At 45.9% G+C, this 23,933-nt stretch carries 26 protein-coding genes; 6 read left to right on the top strand and 20 right to left on the bottom strand.

The window, feature by feature from the left end:
• Positions 1-356: 356 nt before the first annotated feature.
• Entirely contained in the window at positions 357-1,208 is an 852-nt protein-coding gene (locus GN112_RS29995) for an HD domain-containing protein (protein ID WP_155313506.1), read from the top strand.
• Positions 1,209-2,296: 1,088 nt separating this feature from the next.
• Here GN112_RS29995 and GN112_RS29990 read toward each other — a convergent pair.
• Positions 2,297-3,619 (bottom strand): type II toxin-antitoxin system HipA family toxin, encoded by a 1,323-nt coding sequence (locus GN112_RS29990; protein ID WP_231717175.1) that lies wholly within the window; start codon positions 3,617-3,619, stop codon positions 2,297-2,299.
• Positions 3,601-3,954: a helix-turn-helix transcriptional regulator gene (locus GN112_RS29985; protein WP_155313505.1), complete on the bottom strand. Its 354-nt coding sequence runs from the start codon at positions 3,952-3,954 to the stop codon at positions 3,601-3,603. Before GN112_RS29985 ends, GN112_RS29990 begins: the two co-directional genes overlap by 19 nt.
• 593 nt (positions 3,955-4,547) lie before the next feature.
• Here GN112_RS29985 and GN112_RS29980 point away from each other — a divergent pair.
• Positions 4,548-5,666 (top strand): IS110 family RNA-guided transposase, encoded by a 1,119-nt coding sequence (locus GN112_RS29980; protein ID WP_155309156.1) that lies wholly within the window; start codon positions 4,548-4,550, stop codon positions 5,664-5,666.
• 434 nt (positions 5,667-6,100) lie between these two features.
• Here GN112_RS29980 and GN112_RS29975 read toward each other — a convergent pair whose 3' ends face one another.
• From GN112_RS29975 to GN112_RS29905, 16 genes are all read right to left on the bottom strand, one after another.
• Entirely contained in the window at positions 6,101-6,787 is a 687-nt protein-coding gene (locus GN112_RS29975) for a substrate-binding periplasmic protein (RefSeq protein ID WP_162459177.1), read from the bottom strand.
• A gap of 62 nt (positions 6,788-6,849) precedes the next feature.
• Complete coding sequence (locus tag GN112_RS29970; RefSeq protein WP_155309028.1) at positions 6,850-8,718, bottom strand: hypothetical protein; 1,869 nt, start codon at positions 8,716-8,718, stop codon at positions 6,850-6,852.
• Between the two features lie 35 nt (positions 8,719-8,753).
• Positions 8,754-9,446: a hypothetical protein gene (locus GN112_RS29965; protein ID WP_155312427.1), complete on the bottom strand. Its 693-nt coding sequence runs from the start codon at positions 9,444-9,446 to the stop codon at positions 8,754-8,756.
• 573 nt (positions 9,447-10,019) lie between these two features.
• Positions 10,020-10,541 (bottom strand): hypothetical protein, encoded by a 522-nt coding sequence (locus GN112_RS29960; protein WP_155313503.1) that lies wholly within the window; start codon positions 10,539-10,541, stop codon positions 10,020-10,022.
• Between the two features lie 3 nt (positions 10,542-10,544).
• Positions 10,545-10,883 carry a type II toxin-antitoxin system PemK/MazF family toxin gene (locus GN112_RS29955; RefSeq protein WP_040874629.1) on the bottom strand — a complete coding sequence of 113 codons (339 nt, stop codon included), beginning with the start codon at positions 10,881-10,883 and terminating at the stop codon, positions 10,545-10,547.
• Positions 10,868-11,110 carry a CopG family ribbon-helix-helix protein gene (locus GN112_RS29950; RefSeq protein ID WP_040874630.1) on the bottom strand — a complete coding sequence of 81 codons (243 nt, stop codon included), beginning with the start codon at positions 11,108-11,110 and terminating at the stop codon, positions 10,868-10,870. Before GN112_RS29950 ends, GN112_RS29955 begins: the two co-directional genes overlap by 16 nt.
• A 323-nt stretch (positions 11,111-11,433) precedes the next feature.
• Positions 11,434-12,210, bottom strand: a complete 777-nt coding sequence (locus tag GN112_RS29945; protein ID WP_155313502.1) for a hypothetical protein — start codon at positions 12,208-12,210, stop codon at positions 11,434-11,436.
• Between the two features lie 248 nt (positions 12,211-12,458).
• Positions 12,459-13,172 carry a flavodoxin family protein gene (locus GN112_RS29940; RefSeq protein WP_231717174.1) on the bottom strand — a complete coding sequence of 238 codons (714 nt, stop codon included), beginning with the start codon at positions 13,170-13,172 and terminating at the stop codon, positions 12,459-12,461.
• Positions 13,173-13,340: 168 nt separating this feature from the next.
• Positions 13,341-13,646 carry an NIPSNAP family protein gene (locus GN112_RS29935; protein ID WP_155313501.1) on the bottom strand — a complete coding sequence of 102 codons (306 nt, stop codon included), beginning with the start codon at positions 13,644-13,646 and terminating at the stop codon, positions 13,341-13,343.
• Positions 13,647-13,862: 216 nt separating this feature from the next.
• Positions 13,863-14,192 (bottom strand): hypothetical protein, encoded by a 330-nt coding sequence (locus tag GN112_RS34105; RefSeq protein ID WP_197743435.1) that lies wholly within the window; start codon positions 14,190-14,192, stop codon positions 13,863-13,865.
• 63 nt (positions 14,193-14,255) lie between these two features.
• Entirely contained in the window at positions 14,256-14,669 is a 414-nt protein-coding gene (locus GN112_RS34100; protein WP_197743434.1) for a transposase, read from the bottom strand.
• A 147-nt stretch (positions 14,670-14,816) separates the two neighbouring features.
• Complete coding sequence (locus GN112_RS29925) at positions 14,817-15,395, bottom strand: hypothetical protein (protein ID WP_155313500.1); 579 nt, start codon at positions 15,393-15,395, stop codon at positions 14,817-14,819.
• Between the two features lie 110 nt (positions 15,396-15,505).
• Complete coding sequence (locus GN112_RS29920; protein WP_155313499.1) at positions 15,506-15,817, bottom strand: hypothetical protein; 312 nt, start codon at positions 15,815-15,817, stop codon at positions 15,506-15,508.
• A gap of 176 nt (positions 15,818-15,993) precedes the next feature.
• Positions 15,994-17,250 carry a hypothetical protein gene (locus GN112_RS34670; RefSeq protein WP_231716904.1) on the bottom strand — a complete coding sequence of 419 codons (1,257 nt, stop codon included), beginning with the start codon at positions 17,248-17,250 and terminating at the stop codon, positions 15,994-15,996.
• Positions 17,251-17,391: 141 nt separating this feature from the next.
• Positions 17,392-18,828 carry a hypothetical protein gene (locus GN112_RS29910; RefSeq protein WP_155313498.1) on the bottom strand — a complete coding sequence of 479 codons (1,437 nt, stop codon included), beginning with the start codon at positions 18,826-18,828 and terminating at the stop codon, positions 17,392-17,394.
• Positions 18,794-19,195 (bottom strand): hypothetical protein, encoded by a 402-nt coding sequence (locus tag GN112_RS29905; RefSeq protein ID WP_155313497.1) that lies wholly within the window; start codon positions 19,193-19,195, stop codon positions 18,794-18,796. The genes GN112_RS29910 and GN112_RS29905 overlap by 35 nt, the downstream gene beginning before the upstream one ends.
• A 211-nt stretch (positions 19,196-19,406) precedes the next feature.
• On the opposite strand from GN112_RS29905, the gene GN112_RS29900 reads away from it, so the two are divergent.
• The 3 genes from GN112_RS29900 to GN112_RS29890 all read left to right on the top strand — a co-directional run bounded on the left by GN112_RS29900 (position 19,407) and on the right by GN112_RS29890 (position 21,764).
• The gene (locus tag GN112_RS29900) at positions 19,407-20,672 is read left to right on the top strand and encodes an IS4 family transposase (RefSeq protein WP_155309288.1); all 1,266 of its coding nucleotides are present in this window, start codon (positions 19,407-19,409) and stop codon (positions 20,670-20,672) included.
• A 582-nt stretch (positions 20,673-21,254) separates the two neighbouring features.
• Positions 21,255-21,581 carry a response regulator gene (locus tag GN112_RS29895; RefSeq protein ID WP_155313496.1) on the top strand — a complete coding sequence of 109 codons (327 nt, stop codon included), beginning with the start codon at positions 21,255-21,257 and terminating at the stop codon, positions 21,579-21,581.
• Positions 21,582-21,590: 9 nt separating this feature from the next.
• The gene (locus GN112_RS29890) at positions 21,591-21,764 is read left to right on the top strand and encodes a hypothetical protein (RefSeq protein WP_155313495.1); all 174 of its coding nucleotides are present in this window, start codon (positions 21,591-21,593) and stop codon (positions 21,762-21,764) included.
• On the opposite strand, the gene GN112_RS29885 is transcribed toward GN112_RS29890, so the two are convergent.
• Complete coding sequence (locus tag GN112_RS29885; RefSeq protein WP_155313494.1) at positions 21,761-22,036, bottom strand: hypothetical protein; 276 nt, start codon at positions 22,034-22,036, stop codon at positions 21,761-21,763. The genes GN112_RS29890 and GN112_RS29885 overlap by 4 nt on opposite strands.
• Before the next feature lie 379 nt (positions 22,037-22,415).
• On the opposite strand from GN112_RS29885, the gene GN112_RS29880 reads away from it, so the two are divergent.
• Positions 22,416-22,883, top strand: coding sequence for a PaaI family thioesterase (locus GN112_RS29880; protein ID WP_155313493.1), 468 nt, complete (start codon positions 22,416-22,418; stop codon positions 22,881-22,883).
• A gap of 164 nt (positions 22,884-23,047) precedes the next feature.
• Here GN112_RS29880 and GN112_RS29875 read toward each other — a convergent pair whose 3' ends face one another.
• Positions 23,048-23,803 (bottom strand): sulfite exporter TauE/SafE family protein, encoded by a 756-nt coding sequence (locus tag GN112_RS29875; protein WP_162459176.1) that lies wholly within the window; start codon positions 23,801-23,803, stop codon positions 23,048-23,050.
• Positions 23,804-23,933: the final 130 nt, after the last annotated feature.

Raw genomic sequence — 23,933 nt, 5'->3', positions numbered from 1 at the left:
GACCCGATTCACAAAAACATAACCAAAGTTCAAAATGTTAGCAATTGGTATAAAGGACTATTTTTAGGCGCTTGAATAGGTATTTTTACCGATTGGTTTGATTTTCTATTCGCTGTTATGCTGCTGATCGCCGGCATCGTCATGCTCATTCCTGCCTCTAATCGAAAAGCTTCAACCGAGGATAACGTCAGGTGGTGCTGATCGCCCGATGGGTGCAGTCCCATTGCAGAAAAATATCTTTCCAACGCCGGGGTAGGAATTGTCACTGGCCTTCACAGTTCAAATAGTCCATTTTCTTTTTAGCTTTATTTAAGTATTCATGATATCAATACGCGTATTGTGAAGCAATCAAGGGAATGAAAAACATTGACCGGCAGGATACAACGCCGAAAACAGCGGCCAAAAAAATGAACCTGGATTCTTTGTTATCGAATTTGAAAAAATGGTTTGATGCTTACATCTGCAGGTTTGATGGTGATGATGCGGAGCTTCGCAAAAACATCGACCTGAAGGCAGACCATACCCGGCATGTTTGCAAGAACATCAAAAACATCGCCAACAGCCTGAGCCTTGCGCGGTCCTATCAGGATCTGATTATTGCTGAGACCGCTGCGTTGCTGCACGATATCGGCCGCTTTGAACAGTATCAGCGCTATCGGACCTTTGCAGACCAAAAATCTGAAGATCATGCCGCCCTGGGGGTGCGAATTATCAGGGAAAACCGGCTGCTGGAAGGTTTCGATCCAGGATCGGCCGACGTCATTTTGCAGGCCGTGGCCTGCCACAATCGTTTGGCCCTTCCCCGCCAGGCCGGTGCACGTTCCCTTTTGATCCTCAAACTGCTCAGGGATGCGGACAAGGTCGATATATGGCGGGTGGTGACCGGCTACTACCGCAATACATCAGACAGCCGCAACAAGGCCGTTGAACTGGATCTGCCGGACAGCGATGAATACTCCGAAGCTGTCTGCCAATCGCTTTTACGAGGAGAACTCGTCCGTATGACCGACCTTCGGACCCTGAATGATTTCAAATTGCTGCAGATCGGGTGGATTTACGATATCAATTTCCGCCGGACATTTGAACTGGTAAAGGAAAACAAATACCTGGAAGCCATCCATGATCAGCTGCCGCAGCAGATCCCTGAAATTGATGCCGCTTTTGCACGGGCCCGGGCGTACCTGGAACAAGGGATAAATGGGGTATAAATAATTTCGAACCACCGGAATGTGGTACTTTGTCGAGAACCCGAACGGATTGGGATCCACCATGCTCCCGCTTTGTTGAACAACATTTCCGAATGGATCAAATTCGTAGTGAGCCGCTACCTCTCCATTGTCAGCGCTGACAAGCCGGCCGACATTACCGTCAGGCTCAGAGATTAACAGTTAAACATAGGTTTTGCCATTTTTTCATTGTGATAAAGATATCAACAAACATAACCTCAACGATAACACTCTTTCAGGACGAGGATTGCTGATGTAAAAGGCTTGAAACAGGCGACGTTAATGCATTTGATTTCTCACTTGATTTGAAAGGCTATTAATATGCAGATACCTCGTACAACTCACCAGCGATGCGTTAGGTACATAATGCAGATTATATTTGTCCTTGGCAATTATTTTGGTATGAATTTGGACTGATTCCTATTGTTCGCGGTCAAGGACCGCTCCTACACGTTCTTACGATATGGTTGTTTAATATAGCATTCAAGATAATGTTTTTGGGCTGCGTTATCGGTCGTCGCAGTATTACAATACGACTTCCTCCCTCTGGCCTTGCCAAAAACATTATCTTAAATACTATAGGTTGCGTTGTAAGAGCTGGCCATGCCTGCGACAACGGTTTTCCATAGAGGTTGCCAAATGCGGTGACCCTGTTGGGGGCTTTAAAAACATCGTCGCCGATGGCAAAACAAAATAATGTGTATTGAGCGACGACTTGCTGTGAACCGCCCGCACGGCCACAACGGCCACTCTATCGGCAACACATCGAAAACGGTTTTTCAAGGCTGCCACGAAAGGGAAAACGACAAAATGACTCTCAAGGCATTTCAGGATTACTACCCGGACAATTACGCGCACTGTTATGGCTGCGGCAGGCTTAACGACCACGGGCTAAAAATTAAACAAAATTGCTTGTTCTTGCGCCCGTCTTCCGCGTTGCATCAACGGCCACATACTCCCGGTATGCAACCCTTGATGCGCCTTGAAGACGAACACAAGCCCGGCGCAATTACGTTCAATTAATTTCATCCCCGATCCTTACCGGTTTTGTGGTCAAAACCGGTGACGGTTCATCCAAACCGTTCTAACCGTAGGGTGGCGTGGATCCGATCCCGCCAGTCCGGTGGCACCCCGGCATCGTCGGCATAATCGCGCCAACGGGCAACGACGCGCTGCACGGCTTCAATGATCGCCTCGGCCCGCCCGCGTTTCATCATGGCCGCCCTGGCGCAGGCCCGGAAATCCGCCAGGGTGAAACCGTCCCGTTTGCCGTTCAGTGTCATCTGATGGCTGCCGGTCCATGCACCGTCGGGGTTGTAGCTGTAGGTCACGTCAAATGCGGGTGAGAGTGACCATGCGCCGTCAGGTGTCATCATAAAAGCGATATTCTTCACATGGTCATCCTGGTTGCGGGCGACGATGTTGAAGACCATGCGCCGGAACTGCTCTTCCACCGCGTCCATGGAGAGTCCCAGCTGCCGGATGACCAACAGGGCCTGCTCGTAGGCATAAACACCGGCCAGATTGAAATCCAAATGGGCCATGGCGCACAGCGACTGCATGTGCAGCTTTTCCCCCCGGGGGCCGCGATCGAAGCGCCGGGTCATGAAATGCCGGCGGTCATTCTCCTCAAGCAGGCGGCACTCGCTCATGGTAATGCCGGCATCGGTGGCCATCTTCCAATAGGCGTATTCGACAACACCGTAGCCCCTGGGGTCCTCCAGTTCCTTGTCCCGGTTGCCGCCGACCCCGTCGAATTTGAGCAGCCAGTACTCAAAGCCATCTCCGGCGTCGACCTGCCCCGAACGGACCTCATCCGTTTCCGGGTTCAAGGCGATAATCGCCTTGGCCCGGGCACCGCCCGCAGACGTACCGACGCGCAGGATATTCGCCAGGGCCTTGGCTTTCTGCGGGCCGGCAAACGAATCGGCCAAATGATTGCGCTGGCTGAGGATTTGCGACGCCAGTTCGACGAGCCGGTCGACATTCAGCCGCATGGAACGCCGGTTGCGCGGGCCGATCACCGGAGCGAATTCAAGTGCCCCCGTGCCCCGTTGCCCGACATAACAGAGTCGCTCGACAGCATTGAAGGATTCCGCCGATCGCCCCTGAGTCGCCAGCCAGGCATCGATCAGGGCGTTGCCGAAACGGTCGGGCAAGGAATCGGCAAGCAGACCGGGCAGGCCGTGAAAAGTCCGGTAGGCCAGTTCCGGAAACGCATACACCCGGGTGGAAAGCGGCATCGTCAGGGGAGCGATTTCGATGCCGCTCTTCGCGAAGGCGGGGTCGTATTCAAAGGCGGCGACGGTCTGGCCATCCTGCAGGGCGACCGCACCAATGGTCCGCCCCCAGAGGTTCACTTGCGCATAGGTGCTCATGGGTCCCAGGTCCATGGTTCATCCGCGCCCTGGGTCTTGCGGCTAGATGAGGCTCGCTGGCGCGTCCGGCCCTTGCGGGCGACCAGATCCATCGGCCGGAGGTCCGGCTGGGGAATCCACTGATCGATCCCGGCGACGAGATCCAAAACCCTGCAGATACGGATGACACTCACCATCTGGGCCGATGCGCCGGCTTCGATGCGCTCCACGGTGCGTTTGGAAACACCGGCCTGGTGGGCCAGCGCCGCCTGGGTCAGCTGCCGGTCGATACGGCACCGGGCCATGCGAAAGCCCAACTCGGCCAGAATCGCATCGTCGGTCATGAGTTTTGAAAGTTTGTCAATCGTCATATCAGGCGAATAACTCCTAAAAGTTTACATTAATCGTCATATATGACGTTTTATATATCACATATTTATATCTTTCAAGTCGTCATTGTTGGCGATAAATTTGATAATTTTGCTGTAATTCGCAATAAATGCCGATTTACATTAAATATACAGACGAATCCACCGTTCAATGGCCGCAAAAAAGGCCACGGGTACCGACCGGTAAGGTTCCCGTGGCCTTCTTTTGGAATGAGAATCGTTAGGCGATCGTGGGTCCGGGATGGGTCCGGGGTCACCCATTAAAGTTTTGGTTTACATCGATTTGAATATCGACGTAGGAACTGATGGTGTTTGGGATAGATTCGTCTACTCTGTAAGATGAGCTCAACTATTTCCAATAATGTAATTCATATCGGTCAAGAATTTGATCAAGCTCTCCTGATTTTTTCAAATTTCGTATTCCTTTTGAAAAAGTCTCGGTGTATTTTTTAGACAATATGGTTGAACGTTAACCAAGACGGCAATAAAAAGGCCTGCCAAACCTTGAAAACGTGGGTTATAGTGAGCGGTCCGTAAAAAACCTAACTACAGAGCCAAAATCAAGGAGGCAGGCCATGAACAAGATAGTAAAGTATGTTGGTTTAGATGTCCACAAAGATTCGATTACCATTGCTATCGCCGATGAAGGACGTGACGGAAACGTTCGAGTGTATGGAAAAATCAGCAACGACCTGGGGCAGATTGATAACGTCATGCGAAAACTGATTTCACAAAACGCCGAATTGCATTGTGTTTACGAAGCAGGTCCGTGCGGATATCCGATCTATAGGCATTTAACAAGCAAGGGGATCGATTGCGTTGTCGTTGCTCCAGCGTTGATCCCCAAAAAAACAGGTGATCGGGTTAAGAATGATCGCCGTGATGCAACCCACCTGGCGACGCTCCACCGTTCCGGAGAACTGACGCCGGTGTATGTCCCCGATCAGGCCGATGAAGCGCTTCGTGACCTGGTACGTGCACGAAAAGACATCCAAATATCGCTCCGCAAAGTCAAACAACAGATCAATGCCTTTTTATTGCGACAAGGAATCAGTTATCCAGGTAAAAGCAAATGGGGTAAAGCTCATTTAAATTGGCTGGCGGAGCTGAAAATGCAGCATCCTGCCCAGCATATTGCCCTTACCGAATACCTGGACGCCATGGAAGACCATGAGGCCCGCGTTAAGCGCATCGAAAAAGCGATTGAGCAATGTTGCCAAACCAGTCGACTGCTTCCGGTTATCGAGGCTCTGCAAGCGCTCAGGGGGATTTCTTTGCTCAGCGCGGTGACCGTCGTCGCTGAACTGGGGGATCTGAGCCGTTTCGATACGCCGGCACAGCTGATGGCCTATTTGGGTCTGATCCCATCGGAGCATTCAAGCGGTGGCACCATCAAAAAAGGCCCCATTACCAAAACCGGCAATACCCATGCCCGCAGGACGTTGATCGAATCGGCTCAGGCCTATCGTATGCCGGCCCGGAAAAGTAAGGCGATCCGTAAACGCCAGGAAGGCTTGCCGGACGATGTTTTGGATATTGCCTGGAATGCACAGCTACGACTATGCCACCGCTACCGCAGGTTGATTGCAAAGGGCAAAAACCATAACGTGGTCATCACCGCGATTGCACGCGAGTTGGCCGGTTTCATCTGGGCCATTGCCCGGGCTGTTCCAATCGTGGCCGCTGAAAGATGATTTGTTATAGCGTGGAAACCCAGGCCTATCAAGGCCAAGCCCTAAAGGGTGCTCCCTAAGGTCGCAGCCTTGACAGCCCTGACTTTCCACGCTGGGTGGGAATTAGCGACGGCGAGAGAAGCGCGACTGTTGCTCCGGCTCAAGAAGCTGGATAAGTACTTCTCTATAATCGATGATGCAAATAGAAAAAGAACTTATTGATTTTAAAAATGCTCAAGAAAGGATCGGCTTTATCAAAGAACAAATATAGCCATCGAGCTTTTGGATAGGGGCGCGGTCGCGGTTTGGAGAACCCTCGAAAAAGCTATCGGAATAGGCCTTCAGGCCGAAACTCCCGTCTTTAGACCGAGGCAGCTCCACGACGAAGCCTAGTCATGCGGTATCCAATCCGCGAATATCAGAGTGCTCTACCGTCGTTATTGCAGACCCCGCCTCTATCCAAACGCTCGATGAAAATTATTGGCCCAAGTTTTTTGGGTATGGATAGGTTTTTCTCTTGACAAGTGTTCAACCATATCAGATTTTTTGTTTATTGGTGAAAAGGCGATATACAAATTGGCACTAATATCGGTAACACCTGAATTAATGACCTCGCCCACAACTCCCATTTCTTTGATTTTGTACGTCATGACATTTTCGCCAGCGATAAGGGTATCAAACCTGCCGGCAAGCAACTTCCTTATATTCATAGAAAGTGGGTCATCGCCAGACACATATTGGACACGTTGAGCATTTTTCTCAAAATATGCGTTGAGTTCTTGGCCATATGAGTAGCCCTTTATCAAACCTATTTTTTTCGATTGCAGGGATTCTATTCCAGAGTACGTCCATAGACTTCCTCGCTTGGAATAAAAAGCATATCGTGAAACGCCAAACTCTTCTTCCGGAAAAACAAAATCCGGTGCCTCCTCTTTGTATGCGCCAATAATGGCGTTATACTTCCCTGCACGAGTCTCTTTAATCGCTCTGGTCCAAGGTATATTCAAATATTTAAACTTGTGCCCGGCCGCCTCAAAAACCTGTTTGGCGATCTCAACCCCATATCCGGGGTATGTCGAACCTGCCTTACCGCAATATGGTGGCCATTCATCCGCGACAATAATTATCTCATCGGCATACACTGGGGCCGTAAATAATAGAAAACACTTAAGCGTCATTCTACGGTTGGATTTTACAATATCCCTCAACACGCGACGCGCGGAGCGCGGCTTCTGGCTGCCTTGATGATGCGTTGATTCATATTTTCCGTTCTTACAACATGGCGATCAGCGGAAGATAAAGATGAAGTGGAAAGTTGAAGTATTTTATCCAGATTTGACATCTTTTGGGACGGTAACCCTTTTTCTTTTCTCCGCGCTTCTTCTTTATCGAGTTGTGCAAAAGCAAGAGGAAGACGATCAATGGATCCGCAAACGGCACTGACATAATCGGGTTGGTTCAGATTGTACACCAGCGCTGCCTCAGCCGGTAATCGTTCAAAATCATGTGTGAGGTTTTTCCGCCCACTCCTGCGTCGTTCGCCATGTTTTATGGTGCCGAAAAAATTTTCTATAATTTCGTTTGTACGACTCACAAGTCGCATTCGAGAAGGGGCGTTCTCCGGTAACGTAATAACGTGGCCCCAAAGGTGTTCGCCATGAACATCGATATGTTTCAAGATGATATCAATGGCATCACGCATATCTTGGGCCGGGCCTCTTTTGGGACGACGTTCTTTGAGCGATGCCGTCCAATCGTAAAATCGTTTCCGCATCAAATCAATGTCTGCCACTGTTTCATTTTCGGGCAGTTTTTTCGCGGTCCGCAGTTGATCCCGCAATTCATCGAATAGCTCAGCACGGCGTTGAAGACGCTTGATGATGTGACGAAAAGGAACTTCACATGCAACTTTGGTCAAAATCCGGCCAAGCCGTTTGAGTGCACCCGTTACTTTTCGATCATCGGATGGGATACGAAGAAACGCATCAATCGCTTTTGATCCGATCATGCAGCGGTTAAAAAAATCGAAATAGGGTCGGTCAAATGGAAAATCCAGCCCGGAGGCGTCGGCATGATAGTCGATCACCCATTGGCTTAGCGCACGGACAACCGCTATCCCATTTTTTCCCGGCGGCAATTGATATGTATGGTCTTCCATCTCTTGCCATGCAATAACCGTTTGCCGAGCATCATCGATCTGTAAACCAATCTTTCCGCCGAACTCGCGAATCAGGCGCTTAATGTCGGCCTGAACCTTGGTTCTGCGAAAAAGGTCGCGAAGGGCACAATGGTCAGAATTTAAAAGATCTTTGCCGATATCCGCCAGAAAATGCTGATGGCAGGCCAAAACAGGGATCTCCAATCCCAATTCGGAAACCAAATCGTTCAGCGCCGGTGTGACCGCTCGCCCTAAATCTCGCATCCCCGCACAAGGCGGGCCGAATCTTTCAACGGTGTCGCGCAGACATGGCAAAATAAGTTCAGCTTTCTCAGTGGCTATCTTCCATGCGCCAAGCACCCATTTTCGCCAACCGGCCATCACAACAAAAAGCGTGCCTCGGCCGTTTTCTCCGCTTGCATCGATGTGCATCGGCCATCCACCGTCATTTTCCAATATTTTTCTTATGCGGTCGGCTTTTGCATAATGAAGCCGTAGAAAATATTGTGAAAACCGCATGGCCAAGTCACTGACTTCACCAGCTGAGATACGAATGCCATAGTCGTCATTGAGCGCTGCCATGATCTCTTCTCGCTGCCGATGTTCAAGCAACCGCTGGCGTCCGACAAAAACCATCAAATCATAGCCGGCATTGCAGTTTGGCATAATAGTTTGCGACACGGATAAAGATCTTTGGGTCACCAAGGTGCCGACGGGATGATGGCATCGGCCGGCACAAACATACACTGTTTCACATACTTCGAATACTCCATGTCGAAGGGTCCTGCCTTCATGGCGGTATGTTTTCTGAACTTTCATTGGGCCATGACAGATTTCACAGCGTCCACGCTCCTCTTTGGCCGAAACAACAACATCGGTCAGTCCGAAAGCCTGTTTACAACAACGGTCATTCAAACGACGCGCCTCATCTCTCAAATCGCTCAGGACGTTTAAGGGAGGCTTGCCGTTTTTTTTTCTGTCGGGATCCCGTGTCGAGTAAAAATCTGTTTGACTTGCTCGACTGTAACCGACATCCCTCGTACGTCCAGGCGCTCAGCAACCAACGTTGGAGACACCCTGATCTTTACGGTTTTAAACGCTTCAATCAGCACGGCGATGGTTAATTCTGCTGATGGTGGTTCAACAACCGGTGCTGTCTTTTGCAAAAGAAAACGGCGCGTATTTAACTGCAGTTGTGCTTTTTCAGGATTTGCATCTGTATATAGAAAGAAACGTTCCAGCCGACGGCGACCGATCTGATTGTTTTTAACCAGCCCATGCAGTGCATTATGCAACGTGTTGGGAATTCTTATTTTCAACAAATTCAGCATTTCTTTGGGCATCATGCCGGCATCTGAAGAATGGACGATTTTGATGATGGTGTTTTTCAGCGTGCCATATTGTGAAAAACCAATCCCCTTATGAAACCACAATCCCCACTCATCAAAAATCGGTACATCCTGAAGCGTATAATAACGACCGGCATCCGTAAAACTCGTTAAATATCCCATGCGTTTGAGTCTTCGAAAAACACTCATTCGCGACGTCGTTTGAAGTAAATGATATAACTGGCCAATATCTGCGATATACTTCTTGTTGAAAAAGTTCCGAAGTACTGTCTTGGATTCTTCAAATGAGAGCATATGGCCTCATGATACAATTATTTGTATGAGTTTGAATTCATTCAAATAATCGTATCAATTCGACCCTCCTATGTCAACCCTCAGGTTTAATAATATCAAATGGTTACAAATTTTAGTGCCGCCATAATAATCGAACAGTGATACAATTATGAATGGATGTAGTGATATATTTAAATACATTTCGGTGGGTTAGTGAATCCAACTGTATTCTGACGCTGTAGAGAAAACAGATCGATAAGATTATCCGAAGCGATGACCCATTATAATTTGACTCTTTAACCAGCTCAATCATTTATGTCGCTCAAATTAGGGACATCCTCGGTTTATCGGATTATCAGATAACCTCATCTGAAAGTTTAAACCCTTGCTCTTCGACAATCCGCAAGCCCCTCGCCGCGGACTCGCTGGCCGTCGAGGCAGCGATGTTCAGTCGTTTTGATACCACCACCCCGCTCATCCCAAGTTCCCGCGTCGCCCAATAGCACAACGCGCTGCGCGCCGCTACCGTTTTGCGTTGTTTCCCACCAGTCAACAGCTCCTTTGACGTGAGGCCGAACAAACCGGTCACCAGCCCTACCAACCATTGAAATTAGCAGTAGTTTCCTGAGATTTATCTACAGGCTTTAAGCGCCAAACAAGAGTTGCTGCTAATAATAATAACACCAAAATGATCACAATATTAATAATAATTCGATCAAGCATAATCCCATAATTGTTGTAGTAAACAGGACTCAGGGCATTTCCCAAATTTCCAAGTAATCTCATCTTTTCTTGTGAGGCGTTATAAAAAAGGAATGCAATACGGATGTGTCCAACTGCGCATACAAAAAGAACAAAGAGAACTGCAAACTTTGCAAATCTATCGCTGGCCAAATAATTACGGGCCTTTTCGGAAGTCAGCAGCCAACCGATAACAATAAGTGCTGATCCGAGGGCAGTCCAAAAATTACTTAAGTAGTTTGTGTAAATGCTCTGAAGTGACGCGAGAGCGATATCAAATTGTTTGTCAACATTCATCTGAATTACCCCTTTTTCAATTGTACCTGATAACCCAGCTTCACGCGCGGCGGCTTTTTGCCGTCGCCGTGAAAGCAAAGGTTAACCGCCAATTATTTCATTCAAACCGTCAATGATAAGAGCTAATTCTTCGTCAGATGCTTTTGCTATTTTTTTGCGTATCCGTTTCGTAGAAAGAATTCGAATCTGGCTGATCTTTACCCAAGACCTTTTGGGGAGTTTGGTATCCGATAGTTCCATGGTCAACGGATAGCCAGCCTTTTGTGGCTGGCTGGTGATCGCCACAGCAATGACAGTACCAGATCTGTCGTTGAAAACATTGTGGCTTAAAATAAGAACAGGGCGTAATCCGCCCTGTTCACTACCAATTACTGGATTCAAATCCGCCCAGTATATATCACCCCTTAATATTCTGGCCATTCTTCCAACTCCGATGAGAAGCCCTCCTCCGCTAAGGATTGTTCGAATTCTGGATCTAGCTTAGCGCACTCCTGGGCAAGACGGCTTTTCTCAAGGCGCATTAATTTTTCAGCAACAGCCTCCTGAATAGCTTTGCTGCGGTTTGGAAAAAATTTTGATTTGACGAGAATATCTAAACGTTTAAGTGTGTTGTCGTCGATTGTAATTGCAATTTTAGATGCTGCCATTCAAATCACCTCCAGTATGACAATATATCATACCATTGTGCTATGCAAGCTTAATTTGCCTGACGGTTCGATTGCTTCACCGGCCGGGCGGATAGCCAGAAAAGCTTTTAAAAAAGGTCCCACAATTCATGAAATTACAAGCACTCAAAAGGAATGCCGAGGCCCGCCCGGTCGGGGTTAAAGCGGTGGTTGGCGAAACCTGTTACGTTAACAATGGCAACCTGGTTCTCTGAGGTTGCCATTTTCTTCAATTTATTGCCATGGCTGCATCACCCTCACTCTTTATAAAAATCCCTGTTTCATAACAATGATAATAAAACATGTTACAGAAAGCCTGATAATAAAGTTTGACGTGATTCGAGTCCGAGGTTTTCCGACATTAGCATGACAAAAAGCTTTTCATCATTTTTCGGCATGACGAGGATTTTAAGCATATTTTCCAGAGTCAGGTTCAAATATTCTACAGTGTCCCTGTGCTCTCTTAACTCCTCGATAAATTCATCTACCCGAAACGTTTGGTCCTTCAGTCTGATGACCTCAGGGGCCTTTTCATATGTTGGCTGCCCGATACCAAGCAGAGGATCGAAGCAGGACTGGAGCCATAGTCTGTGTTGTAGTTCTATCGGCACAACATTTATCGGCGATGCAATTCCCTCGGGTGGTATGAGTTTGTTTTCTGGGGCCTCCACGCACTCATAAAGATTCGGCCATCCCTCCGTAGCACATGCGAAATGCACATCTGAAGTTCTTAGCTGATCAAGCAGCAACCATTCTGCAATCCGCTGGATGATAACATACCACGGTTCCATAGGACGCGCGATTTCGTCGATGTACAATATTGGCTGGTTGGGATCTTCGCAAAAGGAAACCAAGTCATCCATTGTTTTCTGTTGAAGTGGGGTGAGGGGCAGTCCGTGTTCTGTCCGTTCGACGGCTTCCCATTGTAAAAAATAGCCATCCTCAATGCTGTTAATGAAATCCTCTATAAGCCTATCGACATCTCCATAGTCATTGATGCTTCCATGAGCGCCCACGAAATCGTAGGTCGGAACATTCTGACAATCATTTTCGAAATGATTATGGATTTCTCTATCATTCATTTATGCTTTTCATTCCTATCGTAATACTGGTTTTCCATGCTGCGAATAAACTGGATATTCTATTACCTGACAACATTCGGTTTTTACAAACCAATTCCGCTTCTTTATCGCCAACGCGGAGCTGAGGGCCGGGCTTTTAAACCCCAAAAGCTCAGATAACAGTTAAATTTTTCTGAACCAAATACTTCCAAAAACGCCGCTCAGGTAGCCCGGTCCCTCTCCAGCGTTTTGTTAACTTATATAATCCATTATTTCAGTTCGTTGGCGAGCTTTTGTCCAAGTTTATAAGCATCGTCCATAGCTCTTTCATCATTTTTTACCTTCGCTTTATCAAAAATTCTAAAAACGGACAGTTCACCAATTATTTCATAGCCAAGAGCTTTAAGTGGGGCTTTCATTGCCTCCAACGTAAAGCCCATATCCTCAACAGATTCTTGCTCGCATATTGCTGCAACAACGGCCTTTCTATTTTGATTTCCAAGTTGGCTGGACCAACTTCGCGGCCTATTGTTCTCAAATGTATAAAAGCAATAAAGACGATCAATGAACGCTTTCATCCAAGATGTGATATTGTAATTGTGGGTTGGAGATACCAATACCAAACCTTTTGATGAATACAGTTTTGGGTATAGTGATGTCATGCCGTCAATTAATCCTGTGCATATTTTTGTTTTTCTGCACTGTTCGCACCCAATACACCCCTTGAATTGTACATCAGTTAAGTTCCATGTTGTTGCAGGAATACTAAGTTGTTTAACTCCTGAAATGATGGTTTTTAACAATATATCTGAATTGCCATTTTTCCTTGGGCTACCGCTAAATCCAAGAACTTTATTTTCAGGTTTGGTATGTGACAAATCAATTATTAATGATTCTGGCATGGTTGTTTTTTCAAAAATTCTCGTGGTAGGAACGCCGGACAGAAAGCCATTACTAACTTTCCTCCCGACAGGGACTTTCACCCTGCAAGATGCACCGAGCTTTCCTCGGCGCGATAACGCTACGCATGACCGGCCGGGAAAACGACCGAGGCCTATGAAAATGCAAAGTTCAATGATGACTGTGAAAAAGCCAAAAAATGGCATCGTTTTCCCGGTCCGCTGTCTATGCGGTTGTTATCTTATGATTTATTATTCGAGCAATGGTTTCATAAAGCTTCGCTCAATGCTTTTAATGCAACGTGTTTCCTCTTTAAACTTAAATGCTTTTTGGCAATCTCCATCCTGAGCTATTTTCATTCTATACTCTTCATATGCTTTCAAGCTTTGAAAGCTGAACAAAGCTATTGCAATATTGTTGGCTCCTTCATATGGAAGCCAGTATCCATGATGAGTGCCTTCAAACTTGTTTACTAATGGAATCCACATTTTGGCGTATTCTTCAAATTGATCAATTTTATATGGATCAATCTCATATCGCAGGTAGCATGTAATCATTATGCCTCCATTTTCAGTTCATGTTGAAAAGATAACAGTGGCAATACGTGGAAAATTTTCCACGTATTGCGGTTATAGGGGTCCGTGGGTGGGGGTCCGTGGGTTGTGGGGGTCCGTGGGTCGCCCAAGATACCCCACTGAAATAATGGACGAATGATTTAATTTCTATTCAATTTTCGGTCTTAGCCGTTCAGTTTTGGGGGCAAAATGCACGCTTTAAGAAAAAGCCTGCCGCCATGGAATCGAATTGGAAAAGCTTAATGGCAAATTGAGAGCCCCCAGGTTCTCATATCCAACGTCGCCATATTTCGAAATGATGTCCCTCAACTGATACCCTTCTGCCGGTAATTCAATCATCCGTCTTCCAATTGCCTGCGATTTCAGAGCGTGGCAAATGTTTTTGACAAATGCCTTGCTTCCGACTGCAAGGCTTTTGCTAAAATGTTCCTGTCGTGTCGGCATTCCCTCCAACTGGCTATCAATCCATCCTTGGTGGGTTTTGACCAATTCATCCTGGTCTTCTGTGTTGAGAAACTGCTTCAACATGTCATGATCAATCAGCCGGTACCGGGTTTTGGGATTTTGAATCTCATGAAACCCGCCCCATTTCTATTCTGAGGGGTGGGACACAACACCAGCTCTGACCATATTCAAATCGATATAAACCATGCACCGCCACAGATGCTTACCAGATTCTATCGCAGTGGCATGATAACGGTCTTCCCAAAGTGCGCCTTTACGATTCTTGCGGCGATTGTATTCCTGGCCAAGCCTGCCAGCAACGAATTGAATCGTTCGGGGAATGGCGTCGGCTTGGGTTGAATCGGAAACGATAAGGTGGATGTGGTTGCTGGTGACGATGAAATTTAAAATGGAAAGTTGATACCGCTTTTTGGCTTTAAATAGAAGATCAATCCAGCGATTCCGGTCTCTGGAGAATTTTAACAAAAACTCCCGCTTATGGCATCGATGAGTCAAATGCCAGATATATCCGGGGACAAAATGTCTGTTGGCGCGTGCCATATAAAATTTTCTTAGAATACGGTTTTTAGTATCAAAACTGACCGGCTAAGAGTAATTTGACCCTATTTTTTCACGCTTTATCTTATGATGTCAATGGATTGGTTTGGCGACCCCGAATTCGATACCCCGAATTCGATTTAACTTTTGCTAAAATTGGAAATGATCATAATATGTTTCAATGTCAATTTCTTTCCTGGCTACAGACAATAATGATTTTAAACTATCAGGATTTTCAGCAAGTTCCCAAAACCTCTCACCTTCTTGATAATACACTCTTTTAAGAATAAATAATCGATCATTTTCTGAAGATAAAACAAACTGAATGACAGGAGAATAAGTAATGATCTGATTTATAACTGCTTCTACTCCCTCGTTCTCCGCTTTAGGAGAGCTTTTAATAACTTCTCTAACCCGATTCACATGTTGGTCAGCCAAATAAATTATAATAGTATTTTTTTCAAACGTGATTTTACAATATTTCTTCTGAATCAGATCGTCCAATCTTTCTTGAACTAACACTACTTCTTTCTCATTGATTAGCTTAGGCTGAATCCTCCGTAAAAAAACTTGAGCATTAGGATTTTCGTATATCTCATATCCATCAGGAATGATGGTTAATGCATTTTTGTCTGATTGTGAAAATGTGTACCGAGAGTTGCCTTTTTTAGTCTTACCTTCATGAAGGAAATATCTTTTACCTTTTCTATTAGTGTATTGAAGTATCATATGTTTTCCTTCGATTTTAATGACGAGTGCCTTTAATCACAGAACGCTTGAGTTGAGACGCGCGCGTTTTTTGCGCGTCGATTCTCAAACGATTTGTTATGTGAATGATGTCATGTTTGACCAAGAACGCTCTCAATAATAGAAACAATATACCACGACCCAAAACCAGCGATAATAATAGCAACGAGATTCAATAAATTGCCCGCCAATTTTCCTTGCATTGGCTTCCTTCTAAAAAAAAGTCGTGGCATTTCTGATATAACTGTTCCCGCTAAAGCAATAAACAAAATCAGCAGCCACCCAAATATGTCGGTTGTGCCATCAAATGGATTTGAACAAAAATGATATGATACTGCATAAATGGTCACCGCCAATAGGAAAGTGAATTTTATAAATGTTGAAAAAGTAAAGTGGCTTTTCATGTCTTTATTGTGAGCACATATCGTTGCAAATAACCGGCTGGTGAAAGATGCAAAGCGAAGCGGCGCAGCTTTTACCAGTCCGAGTTAATTTGTCTTGTTAGCCGCTTTATCTACCCCAGCCAAAGCTAACAGCTCATTCCTGTCTTGTTTGTTCAGCCAAATTAAAAATCCTCTGATTATATCGGATTTTGGGGAGGTCTCCGGTACCCACCCAAAGAAGCCGAAACGTACAAGTTTTGCAACCAGTTGTTGTGATATCTGAATTGGTTTAGCTGTTCCGCCGGACTTTTAAATCCATTGTGCAACTTAACCGTTCGAGGATTGTATGGTGAAAAATTATTGATGAGCGTCCATCCTCGAATACTCAACTGCGCTGCATCCATCGATCCATGAAAATATTGGGTACTGTACAGGTGGCGATCCATTCTTTGCATCAACCGGTCAACCATGTTACTGGTTCGGTGTGCTTTAGGATGATCGTAGGCAACACGATAGGCGGCAATGTTTTTCCGTAACTTCGTTATGGGATCTATGATAACGGATGGCACAGCATTCTTTTCGCACCATTCGTACAACCTTCTTATTCTTTGGGAAAACGATGCCTTACTTTCAGCGCGATAACACTCCCATAGCTTTGATGCGGCGTTTTCAAAAATATCTCGGTATTTCTTTTTGGCACGGTCACGAATTTTGATAAACACATGAAGAAAACAGCAAATGATAACTACTGCCGGGAAGAGGAATTGCCACGCATTTCGGGTGGCTTTCCAGCCGTCCATATTCACGGTTTCCGGTGAATATTCCGGCTTTATACACTGGGCCTCTTGTTTGTACACTTGATACGCATCTGTTAACGCTTGTTCTCCGGCGTCTTTGGCAACGGCTGCACCGAGAATACAGCCATCACCAACTGTCGTGGCCACATACGTTTTTTCACCTAAAATTCGAGTATGCTTTTCATCAGCGGCAAGATGTTCGGGAACATCTTGAGGATTTCGGACAGTTGTTCCGACAATGCTGTTTCGCCCGATAGATTGTTCGATTCGATACCAATACATGGGATCTTTTCCGAAAACACGACTTATGGCCCAAAATGGTATGTCGAACTTTCTAAAAAACATTGCATCTTCGATTTCGTCAACAAATCCAACGAGGTATGGCAGTACAAATGAAGGACGAATGGTGTAAGCAACACCGGATATTTTAATTCGACGGATCCATATGGATTGTTTTTTTGAGTAATAAAGATCCTTCATCCGATATCCATTTTCGATTTCAGCCGGGAATAATTCCGGAAACAGTTCGATCCTTTTGTTTACGGAAGTTCTGAAATCAACCGGGTTGAGTATGTTGCATTCATAATTGCCTTGAGAAAAGGGCAAACATATGATTCTGTTGTTTCGGTTAGCGGATCTTGTATCTGCTATTCCCATATAGTTAGAGACCTCCTTTGGCGGGATGTGTCTCTAACTATATAAAATTATTAGTAAAAAGTCTAGACTCAAATCTTCAATAATATCAACATGTTGTGTTTTTGTCGGGGGATAGGCCACTGTATGTTCGGCTTATTGGAATCAAACTCCCCAAAATCCGTTATAATCAGAAAATCCTGTATCAACGACATTCAGTCGAAGATTTGTCTGGTCATAGTCAAGAATGATTGGCTTTATTTCCTTCTTGGCTTGTAAAGAAGCCGTAGATTGAAGTGCCTGTGTAATATTACCTGGGTTCAGATCCTTGCCCAACGGATGATATGTCTTAAGATCACTTCTGATGTCACTGTACCGAATTCCAGCTCTAAGGTTTGCTATATTGCCTGTTAATACCGGATGTAAAAGCCACTTGTGCATTTGCAATTCTGTTGTTTGAAACCCATCAGAAAACTGAGTGATGAATGAGTTGAATCGTCCAGTTTGTTGGTTTACCACGTTTTCAACAATCTCTGATGCGTCCTGCTCTGACCCGATAGTAACTAATTCGCTTTGAGTGTTATTGATGCCATGTCGTTGACAGCATTGATAACATGACTCTTGAACGATATAAACGCTTTGAAAACAGTTTTCTAATAAATGATTTTTAAAACCATCAGAAAAACTGACATTCAACATCGCTTCTCCATCCGATATTACTTGGCGAAGCTCGGTATCTTGCCACTTATCCGCATCGATAGAAACGACCCTACCTGTAAGGTCTCCGTTGTATACAGTTAGTCTATTTTCTTCAAGCCATACACCAATAATGATAAAGCAATATGGAGACTCCTCGTGAAATGCCTTTAACGCGACCGAGAAGTCTTTTTGGGTTTCAGTAGACAAGTAGTGAAAATCCTCTAACAGTATGTATCTGTTAAATTCAATCTGGTTTAGGCCATTTATAATATCGTTAACGTCTTCTGGATCTAATTCAAGTGGTTGAGTGGTTTTCTGCTCGGAGTGTTGCCTTTCGGCCTCAGCGCCTCCTTCTGCTCCTGATCCCCAAAAAGTAGTTTTAATCTTGGCAAATATTTTTGATTTACCAGAAACAGTTTTGGACGTTGATTGTGTAACTTCGAACCCAGCTTTTTTTAAGATTGCACTATGTATTTCAGAAATTGTCCACTTGTTCGAACAGTGAACGACAATGTAGTCATCATTATTAAGGCAATGCTTTCTCAAGCTAGTCTTACCTTGTTTTGAACTGCCATAGATTACCAGATGCTTATCTCTTGTTAAATTCTCAATAAAAAAATCATCAGCAGATTGGCGCGAAACATAATTCAGAGGCAAATCTCTGGAGATGCCAAAGACATCAGATGCTTTATGTGTTGTTTCCATCATAGAATCTCCGTACATTCGGCTAACGCTCAGCTTCACCGGCCGGGCGGGGGTGATAAGGAAAAAGATAAATAATCGATAGAAAGACATGCAAGTATGGCTTTCCATAAAAATGCCTTCGCCCGCCCGGTCAGAGTGAAAGCGGTGGTTCGCCAGTGGCGGTTTATAAGTGATGAGCAACAATAAGACCTGTCTCATCTAATTTTTCAAGAAGGTCTCTGTGCTCCCTTGCTAAAAACTTAAGCCGTTTCTTTTTGTATGGTTTCACCATTGCAACATCAAGTACAATTCCAGCCAATTTTGCGACCTCTTCGTCTGGAGACTCAATAAGTGAGTGCAAACGTGAAATGTTCTTTTTTGAAATATGCGACTGACTTAAAAAATTGAAAATTTCGTCTTTTTGATCAATTGAATCGATTTCACTTCTTGGGAGTTTTGAGCATACTTTGCATATATGATTTCTGTGACCCTTTCCGCTAAAGGCCTCATTGGGTTTTATTGAACCGCAAATTCTACAGTAATGTCCGTGTCTTTTTTTCATTTTTTGTTTGGCGAACAGTGGCAATACGTGGAAAATTTTCCACGTATTGCGGTTATAGAATGGACTTTTTTCCACGTATTACCGTATTACGTGTGAAAAGTGGAAAATTGACCAATACCGTTCGGCATACATATTGCCGTAACATCTTGTTATTAAAATAAAAAATAGCGCTGGACAAAAAGATCGCTTTGTGTTTTAATCATGGTGGGTACAATTAATTAACCAGGAGGTCTCCATGAGCGAACACATCGACAAAAATGTTTTTCAAACAATTCTATCACCGGTGCTACCATTGATTGAGGTTACTCAAAATAGTCTCCATAATGATTTGGACACTTACAAGCTTTCATTATCATCGTTCACCACAAATTTGCTTTTTGGAATAATAACCAGAATTAAAAGCGTTGGACAAATCGTCACTGAGATCAAAACATCACCAACTGCTAAGGCATTAGGATTGGTCGTCGCATCGAAGTCTATGTATAATGAAGCGTTTAATCGTTATCCCCCAGAAATATTTAAAGATATATTCCATCAGTTGGTAAAAGAATTGGATTTGCATAAAATTCCGGAAATCAGTCATCTTGGAAAAATGCTAATTGTAGATGGTTCGCTTTTTCCGGCCATTTCCAATATGGCATGGGCTTGTTACAAGAAAACCGCTAATGCGATCAAAATGCATTTATCTTTTGAACTCAACCGAATGATTCCAACCGAATTTATCAGTACGGAAGGTAACTTTTCCGAAAAAGAATTTGTTAAGCAAATTCTTCGCGAAGGCATTACATATGTCTGTGATCGAGGCTATATCGCTTTCAATCTGTTCAAGCAGATATCCGACAGCAATGCATTTTTTATTATTCGCGGAAAGTCGAATATGACGTACACTGTAAAAGAGTGTCTCACTGCCACCGTACCGGATACATTCTTGAAATTTTTCAGTGACATCACAGATTCAAATATAATATTCAATAGCGATGAAAACAAAGCAAGTTATCGTATTGTTAGCTTTACGGCTATGGGCGAAAACTACATTTTGATCACAAACAGAAATGATTTGACAACTTACGAAATTATAATGCTTTACGCTTACAGGTGGCAAGTGGAACTTTTTTTTCGCTTCATAAAAAGAACCTTCAAGGGAATTCACTTAATGAGCCAATCTCCTCATGGCGTACAGATACAATTCTACTTGTATATGATTGCTTATCTATTGTTATTATCATTCAAACAAGATACGGAAATAATAAGCAGAGAAAATGAAAAAGATGAGCATGAATCTGAAGAAAATAATAAGAACGAAACCTTGCTAACTTCATCTTCATGCTCCAATTCAAATGCAAAAAGACCATATGTTTGCGGGTTAGTAACTCTTCTTGGAGAAAAATTAAAACAGTTTTATAAAATTGGTCTTCACTGGTTATTAGCAGTAAAAAATAATTTGTTAGAAATATTTGATGTGAATATCGCCAAAGTTATTGCTCAATACTCTTATCAATGACTGTGCCGAACAGTATTGAAAATTGACACAAAAATTTTCCACTTTTCGTTTTCAGAATATACTCATATCTAAAACCACGCCATGTCAACAAGATTTTTGCTGAAAATCAAGACATTATCCTATCGTATAGTGACTCCGGTAATTGCCTTGACTATGTGGCTGAGCTCCGAGAGCAAGAATTACAGATACATTCAGTCATCCTATGGAAAACGAAAATTTGATGAGAAACAGATAGTGAACCAGAATTTTTGCAACCCTTTTTCTGACCATTTTTTGAGACAACACTCCCCTGTGCCGATTTTAAACGGTTTTTTCCAAAAGAACCAAGAACTAGGGTGACGATTTAATCATTGATCTTTCCAGTTCAGCAAAACGGGTGGTTCACCCCGCCCACTGATGTCCGATTGTGGCAAACCGGTATGACAGCGCAACCTGACCTACATACTTAAACCGTCCTTTTCGGCATCGAATACATCGATTTTAGGCCGAAAAATGGGCCTGTTTTTCGCTATAAAACCGCACCAATTAAGCAACCAGCTTGGTGCCCCACCCTTTAATGAGCGACCTGAAGTCACTTAAGATCTGGCCGGAGAAGGGTGTGAGGTTACCACGGCAGACAGTGGCGAGCGGGCCGTGGCCTTGTTGGAGATGATCCACTTCGATCTGGTGATCACGGATCTGGTCATGGACCGTATCGACGGTATCGGGGGCCTCAAGGCCGCCAAAGAAAAAAATCGGGAGACAATGGTGCTGATCCTCACCGGATACGGAGACATGGGGTCGGCCATCGGTGCATTGCGACTGGATGCCGACGATTACATGCTCAAGCCTTGCGAGCCCGATGAGATGAGGATCCGCGTGTCGCGCTGCTTCGACCGATTGGAAGCGGCCCGAAAACTCAAGTTGTAAGAAAAGATTTTGCCCATATGCTGCGTTTGCAAGAAGATACGGGACGACAGCGGCCACGAACCGGGTGGGGGGTCATGGGTATCCATCGAAAAATTCGCCGGGGAAAAAACCGGCGTCGCTCCCACCTCCACCTATTGCCCCCATTGTGCCGAGGCCGTTAAAAAGGAGTTGGGGCTCGATTAATCGAACAACTCGTCGGGTGCTACCTTGCTGTCGGCTTTTTTCCGTGTGAAAATGATTTTGTACTGATTTTCTGATCCTTCGTAACAGGAGGTGCAGGAGGTGCCCACCAAGGGAAAATCGGAAGGCTTCGCATCGGTCACGAAGGGTTCCAGGTGCACTTCGTAGCCGGTTTCCTCATACAGGGCCACAGCTTCGCTCAGTCTCGGTTCGTTGGCCGTGAACTTTCGGGTCCACCCTTCACGCGCCAGGGCCTCCATCCGGGATTCGGACATGGGATCGTTCCTTATCGTTTTTTCGATGTTGCCTTATTCAAATGCGTTGATACATGGGGCTTTGCCATTTGTCAATTCAGGCAACACGGGGCTGTTCAAATGGGTTGAGCGATCCGAAATGTAATGAAGGGATGGCCGATGTGTCAAGTGGAGAGGATGGCCACGTGATAACTGTCGCGGTGCTCCACAAAGAAAGTGTTGTTTGGCCATCATCCTCAATAGGGGGGCTTGAAAAACATCGTCGCCGATGGCAAAACAGGATAACGTGTATTGGGCGACGACTTGCTGTGAACCGCGTACGCACGGCCACAACGGCCACTCTACCGGCAACACATCGAAAACGGTTTTTCAATGCTGCCACGAAAGGGAAAACGACAAAATGACTCTCAAGGCATTTCAGGATTACTACCCGGACAATTACGCGCACTGTTATGGATGCGGCAGGCTTAACGACCACGGGCTAAAAATCAAAAGCTACTGGGATGGGGAAGAGAGTGTCTGCCACTTCAGCCCGCGCAGCTACCATACCGGCGGATTTTCCGACATTCTCTATGGCGGCCTGATCGCCTCGCTGATCGACTGCCACGCCGCCGGAACGGCCTCTGCGGCACAGGCCCGTGAAAAGGGAATCGATCCGGAAACCCAACCCCTGGAACGGTTTGTGACCGCTTCCATCAAGGTCGACTATCTGGCGCCCACACCCGTGGACACCGTCGAATTGCGCGCCAAGGTTCGTGAGATCAGTGGCCGCAAGGTGTGGGTGGATGTCACCGTTTCCGCCGACGGCAAAATCCGCGCCAAAGGTGAGACGCTGATGATTCAGGTTCCCGATCCCGAAAAAAAATAATGCGGTTCTCTATAAAGCGCCAGCTGTCCGGTTCCCTCGCCCCTACGTGGGAATCTCACCTAATCAGGTACAAAACAACTTGCGCTCCCACGCAAGAGCATGGGAGCGAGGGGTCCCTCACTGGAGCGTTATAGAGAAACGCGAACAATAATATACACGGGCCTTTACCACGCCATCAGGGATTGGAGGATCAACAGGCCTGCCAGCAGCGCCAGCAGCCAGCGCAACCAGCGCCGGTACGTGGCCGTGGCCATCCGGTCACGCAGTCGCATGCCCAGCAGCATCACCGTCAGTCCCAGAAGAGCCAGGGGGATCGACACGGACCATACGCCGGCGGTCATCAGCCCCGCATGGGCAAAAACCGCCCCCTGGGTGAGCTTACCGGTCAGAAAACAGAAATTGAACACCTGAATCATCACGGTCTTGGACATGCGCATTTCCAGGGCAACGATGATCAGGGCCGGCAGCATGACATTGACCGTTCCGGCCAAAACGCCGGCCGCCAGACCGAAAACGGCAAAGGCAACGCGCGGATGGCGCGGAATCCAGGCGAATCCGACACCCAGGCGCTCGGCATTGAGATAAAGCACCAGCATGACGGCCAGCACCGGCCGGAACAGCTCGGCGGGAAACACAATCAGCAGCCTGGTGCCCAGGAAACTGCCGATCATGCCGTAAAGCGCCAACGGCCAGTAGACGGCAAGGCTGCGGCCCCACCGCCCGCCCTTGAGGATGTTGGCCACATTGATTGCCGCCGTGGGCAGCACCAGCATCAGGATGGCCGTGCGCACGTCGGTCACCAGCGCCAGGAGCGGGGTGGCGACCATGGGAAAGCCAATGCCGAGGCTGCCGTGGATCATACCGGCGAAGCCGATGATGGCGGCATAGAAAACGATATCGGGAAAAGAGGTGTCGATCATGGGCATGGCGCCTTGCGTGGGGTTAAGGATCGGGAATTTTATTAATTAAACGAAATTGCTTGTTCTTGCGCCCGTCTTCCGCGTTGCATCAACGGCCACATACTCCCGGTATGCAACCCTCGATGCGCCT

This window comes from Desulfosarcina ovata subsp. ovata (assembly GCF_009689005.1).
Taxonomy (GTDB): Bacteria; Desulfobacterota; Desulfobacteria; order Desulfobacterales; family Desulfosarcinaceae; genus Desulfosarcina; species Desulfosarcina ovata.
This window is presented reverse-complemented; position numbering and strand designations above follow the sequence as displayed.

What these genes read in the sequence shown, in the direction of transcription:
- GN112_RS29995 (WP_155313506.1), top strand. Translation starts at nt 357, where the DNA reads ATGAAAAACATTGACCGGCAGGATACAACGCCGAAAACAGCGGCCAAA.
- GN112_RS29990 (WP_231717175.1), bottom strand. Translation starts at nt 3,619, where the DNA reads ATGGACCTGGGACCCATGAGCACCTATGCGCAAGTGAACCTCTGGGGG.
- GN112_RS29985 (WP_155313505.1), bottom strand. Translation starts at nt 3,954, where the DNA reads ATGACGATTGACAAACTTTCAAAACTCATGACCGACGATGCGATTCTG.
- GN112_RS29980 (WP_155309156.1), top strand. Translation starts at nt 4,548, where the DNA reads ATGAACAAGATAGTAAAGTATGTTGGTTTAGATGTCCACAAAGATTCG.
- GN112_RS29965 (WP_155312427.1), bottom strand. Translation starts at nt 9,446, where the DNA reads ATGCTCTCATTTGAAGAATCCAAGACAGTACTTCGGAACTTTTTCAAC.
- GN112_RS29955 (WP_040874629.1), bottom strand. Translation starts at nt 10,883, where the DNA reads ATGGCCAGAATATTAAGGGGTGATATATACTGGGCGGATTTGAATCCA.
- GN112_RS29950 (WP_040874630.1), bottom strand. Translation starts at nt 11,110, where the DNA reads ATGGCAGCATCTAAAATTGCAATTACAATCGACGACAACACACTTAAA.
- GN112_RS29945 (WP_155313502.1), bottom strand. Translation starts at nt 12,210, where the DNA reads ATGAATGATAGAGAAATCCATAATCATTTCGAAAATGATTGTCAGAAT.
- GN112_RS29935 (WP_155313501.1), bottom strand. Translation starts at nt 13,646, where the DNA reads ATGATTACATGCTACCTGCGATATGAGATTGATCCATATAAAATTGAT.
- GN112_RS34105 (WP_197743435.1), bottom strand. Translation starts at nt 14,192, where the DNA reads ATGTTGAAGCAGTTTCTCAACACAGAAGACCAGGATGAATTGGTCAAA.
- GN112_RS34100 (WP_197743434.1), bottom strand. Translation starts at nt 14,669, where the DNA reads ATGGCACGCGCCAACAGACATTTTGTCCCCGGATATATCTGGCATTTG.
- GN112_RS29925 (WP_155313500.1), bottom strand. Translation starts at nt 15,395, where the DNA reads ATGATACTTCAATACACTAATAGAAAAGGTAAAAGATATTTCCTTCAT.
- GN112_RS29920 (WP_155313499.1), bottom strand. Translation starts at nt 15,817, where the DNA reads ATGAAAAGCCACTTTACTTTTTCAACATTTATAAAATTCACTTTCCTA.
- GN112_RS34670 (WP_231716904.1), bottom strand. Translation starts at nt 17,250, where the DNA reads ATGGGAATAGCAGATACAAGATCCGCTAACCGAAACAACAGAATCATA.
- GN112_RS29910 (WP_155313498.1), bottom strand. Translation starts at nt 18,828, where the DNA reads ATGAGACAGGTCTTATTGTTGCTCATCACTTATAAACCGCCACTGGCG.
- GN112_RS29900 (WP_155309288.1), top strand. Translation starts at nt 19,407, where the DNA reads ATGAGCGAACACATCGACAAAAATGTTTTTCAAACAATTCTATCACCG.
- GN112_RS29885 (WP_155313494.1), bottom strand. Translation starts at nt 22,036, where the DNA reads ATGTCCGAATCCCGGATGGAGGCCCTGGCGCGTGAAGGGTGGACCCGA.
- GN112_RS29880 (WP_155313493.1), top strand. Translation starts at nt 22,416, where the DNA reads ATGACTCTCAAGGCATTTCAGGATTACTACCCGGACAATTACGCGCAC.
- GN112_RS29875 (WP_162459176.1), bottom strand. Translation starts at nt 23,803, where the DNA reads ATGATCGACACCTCTTTTCCCGATATCGTTTTCTATGCCGCCATCATC.